Annotated in this window: 8 protein-coding genes; 4 read left to right on the top strand and 4 right to left on the bottom strand. The window is 60.5% G+C overall.

Translation table 11 applies throughout. From position 1 onward, the window contains the following. Positions 1-144: 144 nt before the first annotated feature. From glgB to QMX98_RS25965, 3 genes are all read right to left on the bottom strand, one after another. Positions 145-2,376 (bottom strand): 1,4-alpha-glucan branching protein GlgB, encoded by a 2,232-nt coding sequence (glgB, locus tag QMX98_RS25975; protein WP_282411578.1) that lies wholly within the window; start codon positions 2,374-2,376, stop codon positions 145-147. 2 nt (positions 2,377-2,378) lie between these two features. Beyond that, positions 2,379-5,720, bottom strand: a complete 3,342-nt coding sequence (gene treS / locus QMX98_RS25970; protein WP_282411577.1) for a maltose alpha-D-glucosyltransferase — start codon at positions 5,718-5,720, stop codon at positions 2,379-2,381. Positions 5,721-5,917: 197 nt separating this feature from the next. Then, positions 5,918-7,915, bottom strand: a complete 1,998-nt coding sequence (locus tag QMX98_RS25965) for an alpha-1,4-glucan--maltose-1-phosphate maltosyltransferase (RefSeq protein WP_282411576.1) — start codon at positions 7,913-7,915, stop codon at positions 5,918-5,920. A 208-nt stretch (positions 7,916-8,123) separates the two neighbouring features. On the opposite strand from QMX98_RS25965, the gene QMX98_RS25960 reads away from it, so the two are divergent. After that, a complete protein-coding gene (locus tag QMX98_RS25960; protein ID WP_167362284.1) occupies positions 8,124-8,291 on the top strand; it encodes a hypothetical protein in 168 nt (55 codons plus the stop codon). Positions 8,292-8,301: 10 nt separating this feature from the next. Here QMX98_RS25960 and QMX98_RS25955 read toward each other — a convergent pair whose 3' ends face one another. Then, entirely contained in the window at positions 8,302-8,814 is a 513-nt protein-coding gene (locus QMX98_RS25955; RefSeq protein ID WP_010459923.1) for an MgtC/SapB family protein, read from the bottom strand. 124 nt (positions 8,815-8,938) lie between these two features. Between QMX98_RS25955 and QMX98_RS25950 the strand changes: the two genes are divergently transcribed. The 3 genes from QMX98_RS25950 to mapR all read left to right on the top strand — a co-directional run bounded on the left by QMX98_RS25950 (position 8,939) and on the right by mapR (position 12,336). Then, positions 8,939-9,172, top strand: coding sequence for a DUF3203 family protein (locus QMX98_RS25950; protein ID WP_109630730.1), 234 nt, complete (start codon positions 8,939-8,941; stop codon positions 9,170-9,172). Positions 9,173-9,368: 196 nt separating this feature from the next. After that, positions 9,369-10,796: a cytochrome c oxidase accessory protein CcoG gene (gene ccoG, locus QMX98_RS25945; protein WP_042932100.1), complete on the top strand. Its 1,428-nt coding sequence runs from the start codon at positions 9,369-9,371 to the stop codon at positions 10,794-10,796. A gap of 130 nt (positions 10,797-10,926) precedes the next feature. Continuing rightward, positions 10,927-12,336: a GntR family transcriptional regulator MpaR gene (gene mapR / locus QMX98_RS25940; protein ID WP_010459917.1), complete on the top strand. Its 1,410-nt coding sequence runs from the start codon at positions 10,927-10,929 to the stop codon at positions 12,334-12,336. The last annotated feature ends 119 nt before the right edge of the window (positions 12,337-12,455 follow it).

Here is a 12,455-nt window from a genome sequence, read left to right as displayed (position 1 = left end):
CGCTCCGCGTGGGAATGCCTCCAGTGACGCTCTGCGTCACATCGCAGGGACGCGGAGCGTCCCGGGGCTGCATTCCCACGCGGAGCGTGGGGAACGATCATGTCGGAGCGAGCCTGCTCGCGATGGGAGAGACCCCGTACTGGATCAACCCTCAGGACTCAGGATCAACACCGCCAACGGTGGCAGATTCAACACCAGTGAAATGTTCTGGCCATGGCTCGGCTCTTCCTCGGTAAACGCCCCGCCGCTGTTGCCATAATTGGACCCGGCATACATCGCCGCGTCGCTGTTGATCACCTCGCCCCAGCGCCCGGCGAACGGTACGCCGATGCGATAGGCCTGACGCGGCACCGGTGTGAAATTCGCCACCACCAACACCGGCCGCCCTTCCTTGCTCCAACGCAGGAACGCGTAAACGCTGTTGATCGCATCATCGCCGATCAACCACTGGAAGCCTTGCGGCGCGTCGTCCTGGTCATGCATCGCCGGCTCTTCGCGGTACAGCCGATTGAGGTCGCCGACCAGTTTCTGCACACCCTTGTGTTCGGAGTATTGCAGCAGGTACCAATCCAGTTGCTGATCGTGATTCCACTCGCGCCACTGGCCGAACTCGCAGCCCATGAACAGCAGTTTCTTGCCAGGATGCGCCCACATGAAGCTCAAATAGGCCCGCAGGTTGGCAAATTTCTGCCAGCGGTCGCCAGGCATCTTGTCGATCAGCGAGTGCTTGCCGTGCACCACTTCATCGTGGGAGATCGGCAGAATGAAACGCTCGGACCAGGCATACACCAGGCCGAAACTCAGCTCGTTGTGGTGATGGGCGCGGTACACCGGATCCTGTTGGATGTAATGCAGCGAATCGTGCATCCAACCCATGTTCCACTTGTAGTCAAAGCCCAGCCCGCCCTGTTGCGTGCTCTGGCTGACACCCGGCCACGCGGTGGACTCCTCGGCAATCACCAGCGCACCGGGCGCTTCGATGTTGACCACGTCGTTGAGGTGACGCAGGAAGTCGATGGCTTCGAGGTTCTCGCGCCCGCCGTGACGGTTTGGCACCCATTCGCCGGCCTTGCGCGAGTAATCGCGATAGAGCATCGACGCCACGGCATCGACCCGCAGGCCATCGACGTGGAAATGCTTGAGCCAGTGCAGCGCCGAGGCCAGCATGTAGCCGTGCACTTCGGTGCGGCCCAGGTTATAGATCAGCGTGTCCCAGTCCTGATGGAAACCTTCCTGCGGATTGCCGTATTCGTACAACGCGGTGCCATCGAATTGCGCCAGGCCGTGGGTATCGGTGGGGAAATGCGCCGGCACCCAATCGAGGATCACGCCGATGTCAGCCTGGTGACAGGCGTTGACGAAGGCGGCGAAGTCATCCGGCGAACCATAACGGGCGCTCGGGGCGAATTGCGAGAGCAGTTGGTAACCCCAGGAACCGCCGAACGGGTGTTCCATGATCGGCATCAGCTCGATGTGGGTGAAGCCCAGTTCCTTCACATAAGGAATCAGCCGCTCGCCCAGTTCGTGCCAGGTGTACTGGCGCGCCACTTCACCCAGATCGTCCAGCTCGCATTGCCACGAGCCGGCGTGCAATTCATAGATCGACAGCGGCGCACTCGGCAGATGACGCTCGCCACGAGACTCCATCCACGCCTGATCCTGCCAGTCGATGTTCAACGGTGAGGCGACTTTGGACGCGGTATCCGGCGGCAGCGAGGTGGCCAATGCCATCGGGTCAGCCTTGAGCGGCAGAATCCCGTGGGCGCCGAGGATTTCGTATTTGTAGGTTTCCCCTGCCTGCAAACGCGGGATGAACACTTCCCAGACCCCGGTGGGATGGCGCAAACGCATCGGGTGCCGACGACCGTCCCAGTTGTTGAAGTCACCGACCACCGACACCCGTTTGGCATTCGGCGCCCACACGGCGAAACGCACGCCGTCGACGCCGTCCACCGTCTTCAGCTGCGCGCCGAGGCAGGCGCTGAGGTCGCGATGATTGCCTTCGGCGAACAGGTACAAGTCCATTTCGCCGAGTAATGGGCCAAAGCTGTAAGGGTCCTCGGAAACCTGTTCGCCACCGGCCCAACGGGTGCGCAAAAGATACGGCTGCGCCCGATCGAAGTGCCCGACAAACAGGCCCGGCGTCTGAGTGGCTTCAAGGTTGCCGAGTTCTTCCTCGGAGTCCCTGGCCAGTACCTGCACGCTCAGCGCGTCTGGCAGATACGCTCGAATGAATTGTCCGCCGGCGTCATCGCCGTGGGGGCCGAGAATTGCAAAAGGGTCGTGATGTTCGGCGCGTACCAGCGCGTCGATATCCCGCGATCTGGGCAGCAACGCTTCTTTAGCGTGACCCTGTTCCTTGTTCGAGAAACTCATGACTACTCTCCACCAAGCTCGGAAAAGGGTTTAAGCCCACTCAATAATCCATACAAACCGTGCAATGGCACCGGCAGCCACGTGGGGCGATTTTCAGCCTCATAGGCCACCTCATACGCCGCCTTCTCCAGCCCGAACAACGCCAACGCGGCGTCCTCGCCTTCCGGATCTTGCCACGCATGAGCAAGACTAGCTGCCGCCAGCCGATAAGCGTCGACAAATGCCTGTTTTGCTTCATTCAAATAACGGTCGGCTACCCGTTGCCGTGCCGCTCGGGCTTCGGCGGTGTTGTCGACGTTATGCACGTTGATCGCCATCGCCGCGGCGTAATCGAAGGAGCGCAACACGCCACTGACATCTTTGTACGGGCTGTGCTTGCCGCGTCGTTCGCTCAGCGGCCGTGCCGGCTCGCCTTCGAAGTCGATCAAGAAGGCGTCGCCCTTGATCACCAGCACCTGACCCAGGTGCAAATCGCCGTGGACGCGAATGCGCAAACCACCGACGGCTTTTTCGCCCAGGTCCTGGACATGACTGAGGATGGCTTTTTTGTTGTCCAGTAAACGAGTGACCAGCGCTTTGTCCGCCGGGTTCAGTTCGCTTTGATGCTGTTTGAGCAACTTCAGCGAGTGCTCCAGTTGCGCCGCGACGTCCTTGGCCGAGGCCAGGGCCTCTTTTTGCGTGGTGACCTGCGGGGCGAAGTCCGGGTCATCGGTCGGGGCCGCCAGCACCTGGTGCATCTCACCCAGCCGTTGGCCGAGCATGCCGGCGAAGTCTTTGAGCTCACCCAGTGCGTTGTAGTGCTGCTCCTGCTCGGACATGGCGTCGGCCAGTTCGTCGCGCAGTGCCCGTTCGAGGTTGTTCTGGGTCCATTCCCAGGCATCGCCCTGATTGCTCAAATAGCCTTGGGCAATCATCAGCAGATTGTCCTCGCCCTTGGCGTCGCGGCGAACCACCGACCCCAGCAGCGGCGAGATGTTGCTAAAACCGGCGTTGGTCAGATAGGCGCTCATTTCCAGTTCCGGGTGCACGCCCGAGGCGACCTTGCGGATCAGCTTCAGCACCAGGCTGCTGCCGATCACCACCGAACTGTTGGACTGCTCGGCCGACAGGTAGCGCACTTCGGATTCGGTCGTCAGGCCCAGTTTGGCCAGCTCCTCGGTCGGTTCGAAACGGATCTCGCCGCCATCGGAAGGCAACACGGTGTTTTCCTGCATGCCTCGCAGCACCGCGCGGATGAAGTTTTCCAGGCTGAACGCATCGGTGATCAACCCCACCTGAGGGCCACGTCGCACTCGAGACAGCGCCAGTTGCTGCGGCAGCGCCGGCCCGACCTGATCATCGGCAATGAAGCCGAACGGCAGCTGGTAACGGCTGGTCTGGCCGCCGCTGGTGACTTCGATTTCACTGAGCAACACCGGATGCTGCGCATCGCCGAAGCGCACGCCATAGACCAAGTTGACCTTCTCGATGGCCGCGTCCTTGCCGGCGAACCAGCGACGGTTTTGCAGCCAGTTCGGCAAGATGCCCTGCTCCAGCGTGCCGCGTGACGGCGCTTCGAGCAGTTCTTCCATGCGTTTTTTCAACACCAGGGTGGTGAAGTCCGGCAGGCTTTGCGCCGGTTCTACGTGCCAGCTGGGCATTTGATTCTCCGCAGCAAGTCCAAACCAATAAAAGCCGTAAGGCGCCAGCGTCAGGAGGAAATTCAGCTGGCCGATCGGCGGGAAAGCGTTACCCCCGAGCATCTCCACCGGCACCATACCGGCGTAAGCCGACAGGTCCAGCTCCGCCGCTTGCGCACTGCGCGATACGTTGGCCACACACAGGATGATTTCGTATTTGCCGTCCGGCCCGTCGTATTCACGGGTGTAGGCCAGAATTCGCCGGTTGCTCGGCGAGAGCATTTTCAGCGTGCCACGCCCGAAGGCCTTGGACTGCTTACGCACGGCGAGCATGCGCCGGGTCCAGTTCAGCAGCGAATGCGGGTCGCCGGCCTGGGTCTCGACATTGACCGACAGGTACCCGTATTGCGGGTCCATGATCGGCGGCAGTACCAGGCTCGCCGGGTCGGCGCGGGAAAAACCGCCGTTACGGTCGATCGACCACTGCATGGGCGTGCGTACGCCGTCACGGTCGCCGAGGTAGATGTTGTCGCCCATGCCGATTTCATCGCCGTAATACATCGTCGGTGTGCCCGGCATCGACAGCAGCAGACTGTTGAGCAGTTCCACCCGACGGCGATCCCGTTCCATCAACGGTGCGAGGCGGCGGCGAATACCGAGGTTGATCCGCGCCCGACGGTCGGCCGCGTAGTAGTTCCACAGGTAATCGCGCTCCTTGTCGGTGACCATTTCCAGGGTCAACTCATCGTGGTTGCGCAGGAAAATCGCCCACTGACAGTTGGCCGGGATCTCCGGGGTCTGGCGCAGGATGTCGGTGATCGGGAAACGATCTTCCTGGGCCAGCGCCATGTACATGCGCGGCATCAACGGGAAGTGAAAGGCCATGTGGCATTCATCACCGTTGAGGCCTTTTTTATCGGTGTCACCGAAGTACAGCTGCGTGTCTTCCGGCCATTGATTGGCCTCGGCCAGAAGCATGCGATCTGGATAGTTGGCGTCGATCTCGGCACGGATCTGCTTGAGGACGTCGTGGGTCTCGGGCAGGTTTTCGTTGTTGGTGCCGTCGCGCTCGATCAGGTAGGGAATCGCGTCCAGGCGCAGGCCGTCGATGCCCATGTCGAGCCAGTAGCGCATCACCGACAGCACCGCTTTCATGACTTGCGGGTTGTCGAAGTTGAGGTCTGGCTGGTGCGAATAGAACCGGTGCCAGAAGTACTGGCCGGCGACCGGGTCCCAGGTCCAGTTGGACTTTTCGGTGTCGAGAAAGATGATCCGGGTGCCGTCGTATTTGTGGTCATCGTCGGACCAGACGTAGAAGTCCCGCGCCGCCGAACCGGGTTTGGCTTTTCGTGCGCGCTGGAACCAGGCGTGCTGGTCGGAGGTGTGGTTGATGACCAGCTCGGTAATCACCCGCAGGCCGCGTTTGTGGGCCTCGGAAATGAAACGTTTGGCGTCGGCCATGGTGCCGTAATCGGGGTGGACGCCACGGTATTCGGCAATGTCGTAGCCATCATCGCGCCGTGGCGACGGATAGAACGGCAAGAGCCAGATGGTGTTGACGCCGAGGTCGGCAATGTAATCGAGTTTGGCGATAAGGCCGGGAAAGTCGCCGATCCCGTCGTTGTTGGAGTCGAAAAAAGACTTAACGTGAACCTGGTAGATCACCGCATCCTTGTACCAGAGCGGATCCTTGATAAAGGTGGCTGCCTTGGGTTTCTTCGCCATTTGAAACTCCTGTTGAATTCAGTGCAGCCCCTGAGCCGAACGCCTACCTGTGGCGAGGGAGCTTGCTCCCGCTCGGCTGCGAAGCAGTCGCAAAACCTGTAAATCAGTTGACCCTGAAAATATAGGGCCGCTGCGCGCCCCAGCGGGAGCAAGCTCCCTCGCCACAAAAGTTCATCCCATCGCAAATCTGGGGGGCTTCAAGAAGTTGTGATTCGCCAGATACCGAATGGTTGATGTGCCGGGTCGATTCGCATGAACTGATACTTGCCGTACCAGGTCCAGCGATGGCCGCTCATCAAGTCTTCACCCTGAGTGCTGGCGTCATCGGGCAAACCCATTTCCCACAGCGGCAATTCAAAATTCGCTTCCTGGACGTTATGCGGATCGAGGCTGACGGCCACCAGAATGAAGTTGCTGCCATCCGCGCTGCGTTTGCCGAAATACAGAATGTTGTCATTCCACGCGTTGTAGACCTTCAGGCCCAGGTGCGTGTGCAACGCCGGGTTTTGCCGGCGGATGCGGTTGAGCTGGGCGATCTCGGCGATAATGTTGCCCGGCGCGGTAAAGTCCCGTGGGCGGATCTCGTATTTCTCGGAATTGAGGTATTCCTCTTTGCCCGGTACCGGCGCGGCTTCACAGAGTTCGAAGCCCGAATACATGCCCCACAGACCCGAGCCCATGGTCGCCAGCGCCGCGCGGATGAGAAAGCCGGCGCGTCCGGATTCATGCAGAAACGCGGGGTTGATGTCCGGCGTGTTGACGAAGAAATTCGGCCGGTAGCATTCGCGCCATGGCGACTCGTTGAGTTCGGTGAAATAGGTCGCCAGTTCCCGCTTGGTATTGCGCCAGGTGAAGTAGGTGTAACTCTGGGAGTAACCGACCTTGCCCAGCCGCGCCATCATCGCCGGCGTGGTAAAGGCCTCCGCCAGGAAGATCACCTCGGGATACAACGCCCGCACATCGGCGATCAGCCATTGCCAGAACGGCAGCGGCTTGGTGTGAGGGTTGTCGACACGAAAGATCTTCACGCCCTCTTCGACCCAACCGACCACAATGTCCCGCAGCTCGACCCACAGGCTGGGAATTGCATCGCTGGCATAGAAATCGACGTTGACGATGTCCTGGTACTTTTTCGGCGGATTCTCGGCGTATTTGATCGTGCCGTCCGGGCGCCAGTTGAACCAGCCCGGGTGCTGTTTGAGCCACGGGTGATCCTGGGAACACTGGATCGCGAAATCGAGGGCAATTTCCAGTCCGTAATCCGCCGCCGCCGCCACCAGTCGACGAAAGTCTTCGCGCGTGCCGAGCTCGGAGTGAATCGCCTCGTGCCCGCCCTCTTCGCTGCCGATGGCATACGGGCTGCCCGGATCGTCGGGGCCGGCGCTCAGTGAATTGTTCGGACCCTTGCGGAAGCTGCGACCGATTGGATGAATGGGCGGGAAATACAGCACATCGAAACCCATGTCCTGAATCATCGCCAACCGAGCATGCACGTCGTTGAACGTGCCGTGACGGTTTGGGTCGTCGGTGATCGAGCGCGGAAACAACTCATACCAGCTGGCGAACTGGGCGAGCTCGCGCTCGACGTCCAGCGGAAATTCATGACTGAGGCTCAAGTAGGCACGGTGATCGGCCTGAGCCATCAGGTCCGCACTGCGTTGGTGCAGAAACAAGGTGACTTGTTCCGCTTCGAGCAACCCGGACAATTCATGGTGCAACGCCGCCAGGTCTTCGCTCAGCGGCCCTTCCGAGCGCTCGGCCGCCTGTTTCACCTGGTTGCGCCCTTCCTGCAACTCCAGGCTGATGGGCACGCCGGCAATGTGCTTCTTCTCGATCTCGTATAGAAAGCTGGCGTACTGATCGATCCAGGCTTCGATACAAAAGACGTAGCGGCCTTGATCTTCAACGCGGAACTGCCCTTCCCAGCCGTTATTGCCGAGTTCGGTCATGACCTCGCTCTGCCAGGCCTCGTCGCCGTCGGCACGCCAGCGTATGCGTACGGCCAGTTTGTCGTGGCCGTCGGCGAACACTTTGCTGGTCACCACCACGTCCTGGCCCACCACGGCCTTGGCCGCGAACTGCCCGCCATCCAGGGTTGGCATCACGCTTTCAATCGCGATGCGCGGCAGCAGTAGCGCCTGTGACAGTGGCATATGAGGGTTGTAGTTCAGCTCTGTCGGTTTTTCAGCAGTCATCGAGCATCTCTCCTTAACGCCCCATGGACGCTCTTGTGTCTGGTCGTCTTTCACACGAAACCCGTCGGTCCCGAAATGAACTCACTTAGGTTCCGAGCGACAAGCGCGGGGAAAAGTTCACGCCCATTTGCTGCGGAATCAAATCCCTTGCGTGACGGTCAACTCACTTAAGCACGACTTACGCCATGTGCCACTGGAGGCTTCAACGATGAGTATTCCAATCCCTGCCGAGACACCCGATCCGAACATCGACACCCCGACCATTCCGCCGACCGAACCGCAACCGGTGCCTGAGAAGGAACCGCCTGGCACTACGCCGCCACCCCGGGAAGAACCACCGAGCACGATGCCGCCGGTGATCGTCTCGCCTGAGTGACGATGGCGATCTAGGGTCGTTCCTGCTCGTCTTTGTCCCTGTCGAGCATTTGCACGATCCTCGGCATCACGCTGAAAATCGCCAACGCCAGCAGCGTACTAAACACCGCCGTCGCCTCGCGGCCCAGCCCGGCCGAGACACCGATGGCGGCGGTCAGCCATAAACCGGCGGCGGTGGTCAGGCCTTTTACGTGGCCTTCATCGCCCTCCTGGTTTTTCAGAATGGTGCCGGCGCCGAGGAAGCCGATCCCGGCGATCACGCCTTGCACCACCCGGCTCATGGCATCGGCCTGGGAGCCGGACATCTGTGGCACCAGCACAAACAACGCAGCTCCCAGCGCTACCAGCATGTGCGTACGCACGCCGGCGGCCTTGCCCTTTTGCTCACGCTCGAAACCCAGGATGCCGCCCAGGATCGCAGCCATCAGTAATCTCACGGTTATACGCGTCAGTTGTGACGCATCGCCGATGTCGGCGAACTCCGCTTGCAGCGTTACCCAAACCTCATGCCACCAGGCGTTCATGGTGCAATCCTTGTGATTGATCGTTATGGGAGGATGGACCGCGCCGACCATTAATCAGTTGCACAGAACGATGTCCGTCGGATGCGCCCTAACAGTTTAGGGCCCGCTAAAAAAGGACACCTCCATGACTGTGCGCATCGAAAACCAGACCTGCTTTTTCGTTACCGAGAACGGCGAAGAAATTCGCCTGTGCCCCGATGTCACGATCATCACCGACTCGGAAAAAGCCATGTCGGCGGTGGAACTCAACGGCCAGCGCGTCTACATCACCGAAGCAGAAGCGGATGCATTGACCGTAGCAGGCGCAGTGGACGGCCGTAAGCATTTGAAGGCTACCGACAGTGATTCGGTGATTTGACTGACCCCGATCAACAAGCCCCGCAAGCGCCTGATATAGGCGTCTGCGCCCTGCTGTGACGGGGTGCATCAAGTTGTCGCAGGCAGCGGATCAATCCCCATCTGATCCGCTTTTTATTGCAATACCTGAGTCTGTTATGCAAACAGATCGCTGGTCATAGTGCTCATGCCTGATGGAGGCTGATGAGCGAAAGACCATGAGCGAAAGAATCCCCGTCCGAATCGTAGAACCTGCCTCATTTATAAAAACCGAGCCTTTGCGTCCAAAGATAAAGGCCAAGTCCAGCGACAACCTGATTCACACCCGCAGCTTCACCGGCCTGTTCCGCACGTTGCGTTTGAGTGGTGCGGGCGTTCTGTTTTTGCTGTTCTTCGGCACCGTGTGGCTGAACTGGGGTGACCGTCAGGCGGTGCTCTGGGACCTTTCCGAAAGCAAATTCCACATCTTCGGCGCAACTTTCTGGCCCCAGGACTTCATCCTGCTTTCGGCGCTGCTGATCATCGCCGCGTTCGGCCTGTTCGCGATCACCGTGTTCGCCGGCAGGGTCTGGTGCGGTTACACCTGCCCGCAGAGTTCCTGGACCTGGATCTTCATGTGGTGCGAGAAGATCACCGAAGGCGAACGCAACCAGCGCATCAAGCTGCAAGCCGCACCGTGGGGCCTGAACAAACTTATTCGCCGCTCGGCCAAGCACACACTGTGGCTGGCCATCAGTCTGCTCACCGGGCTGACCTTTGTGGGGTATTTCACGCCGATCCGGCCCTTGGCCGAAGAGCTGCTGACCTTGCAGATGGGCGGTGTCAGTCTGTTCTGGGTGCTGTTTTTCACCGGCGCGACTTACATCAACGCCGGCTGGCTGCGTGAAGCGGTGTGCATGCACATGTGCCCGTATGCGCGGTTCCAGAGCGTGATGTTCGACAAGGACACTCTGACCATTTCCTACGACGTGGCCCGTGGTGAAAACCGTGGCCCGCGCAAACGCGAGGTGAAACCGGCCGAGGTGGGCCTGGGTGATTGCATCGATTGCCAGCTGTGCGTGCAGGTCTGCCCGACCGGGATCGACATACGCGACGGCTTGCAAATGGAGTGCATCGGCTGCGCGGCGTGTATCGACGCCTGCGATTCGATCATGGACAAAATGGGTTATGCCCGTGGCTTGATCAGCTATACCTCGGAGCATGAGTTGCAAGGGGGCAAGACTCATCTGCTACGGCCGCGGCTGATCGGTTACACCGCGGTGCTGCTGGTGATGATCGGCGCCCTCGCCCTGGCGTTGGTCGAGCGGTCGATGGTGTCGCTGGACGTGAGCAAGGACCGCGGCCTGTTCCGAGAGAACAGCCAGGGGCAGATCGAAAACATCTACAGCTTGAAGGTCATCAACAAGACCCAGCTGCGTCAGGACTATCGGCTGAGCCTGGTGGACGGCGAAGGCTTCGTGCTGCAAGGCAAGACCGAGCTGAGCCTGGCGCCGGGTGAGATTGTCGATGTACCGGTGTCAGTGGCCATGACCGCCGAACGCCCCAGCAGCAGCTCGCAGACGATCAGTTTCAAGATTGTCGACAGTGACGAACCGGACATCTATAGCGTGGCCAAGAGCCGGTTTGTTGCGCCGATGAACCGTTGATCCCTTAGACTGCGGTGCTGCCATTCGCGGGCAAGCCTCGCTCCTACGGTTTCGTGCTGACTGTAGGAGCGGTGCTTGCCCGCGAAGAAGTCACCTCGATTTCACTGAAAAACACCAATCCAGGCACTCGATGAAACGCTACGAAAAATTCGCCGAAGACATCGCTGAACTGATTCGCTCCGGCGTTCTGGGCCCTGGCCAGCGCGTGCCGTCGGTGCGCTATGCCAGCCAGACTTACGGGGTCAGCCCGTCCACCGTGTTCCAGGCCTACTACCTGCTCGAACGCCGTGGCCTGATCCGCGCCCGGCCGCGTTCCGGCTATTTCGTCAACGCGCACGCGCCGAGTCCGTTCTCGGAGCCGGTGATCAGCAGCCAGGTCAATGAATCCACCGAAGTCGACGTCAGCGAGCTAGTGTTTTCGGTCCTCGACTCGATCAAGGACCCGACCACCGTGCCCTTCGGCTCGGCCTTTCCCAGCCCGACCCTGTTCCCGTTGCAGCGCCTGTCACGCTCCCTGGCCAGCGCCGCACGGGACATGGATCCGCGCATGGTCGTCACCGACATGTCGCCGGGCAACCCGCAACTGCGGCGCCAGATTGCCCTGCGCTACATGGTCGGCGGCCTGATGTTGCCGATGGAAGAACTGCTGATTACCAACGGCGCGCTGGAAGCCCTCAACCTGTGCCTGCAAGCGGTCACCGAACCCGGCGACCTGGTGGCCATTGAAGCGCCGGCGTTCTATGCCTGCCTGCAAATCCTGGAACGGCTGAAACTCAAAGCCGTCGAGATCCCGGTGCACCCGCGCGACGGTATCGACCTGGGCGTGCTCGCGCAAACCCTGGAGCGCCACCCGATCAAGGCCTGCTGGTGCATGACCAGTTTCCAGAACCCGATGGGCGCGACCATGCCCGAGGCGAAGAAGCAGGAGCTGGTCGAGCTGTTGCGCAGCCACCAGGTGCCGCTGATCGAGGACGACGTCTACGCCGAACTCTATTACGGCCAGCAGGCGCCGAAACCGGCCAAGGCGTTTGATACCGAAGGGCTGGTGATGCATTGCGGTTCCTTCGCCAAGAGCCTCGCCCCCGGCTACCGCATCGGCTGGGTCGCCGCCGGGCGATATGCGCAGAAGATCGAACGGCTGAAACTGATGACTTCGCTGTGCGCCTCGATGCCGGCCCAGGCCGCCATCGCCGACTACCTGCAACACGGCGGCTACGACCGGCACCTGCGCAAACTGCGCTACGCCCTGGAAGAACAGCAAAGCGCCATGCTCGCCGCCATTGCCCGCTATTTTCCGGCGCAGACACGTGTCAGCCAACCGGCCGGCGGTTACTTCCTGTGGCTGGAACTGCCGCCGCAGATGGATTCGCTGAAGTTGTTCCAGATGGCACTGGCGCAAGGCATCAGCATCGCGCCGGGGCCGATCTTTTCACCGACGCAGCGGTTCAGGAATTGTATCCGGCTGAATTATGGCAGCCCTTGGACCGAGGATTCGGAGAAGGCGATGGAGACGTTGGGGCGGATAGTGCGGTCGTTCTGAAGCGTTGATGTCGTTTGGGCTACCGTCATCGCGAGCAGGCTCGCCCCCACAGGAATTTAGTGTCGTTCACAAATACTGTGTTCACATCAATCCACTGTGGAAGCGAGCCTGCTCGCGAA

The sequence above is a fragment of the Pseudomonas sp. PS02303 genome, assembly GCF_029959925.1.
GTDB classification, from domain to species: domain Bacteria; phylum Pseudomonadota; class Gammaproteobacteria; order Pseudomonadales; family Pseudomonadaceae; genus Aquipseudomonas; species Aquipseudomonas mandelii.
Note: the sequence above shows the minus strand (reverse complement) of the source record. Positions and strands in the feature narration are given on the sequence as shown.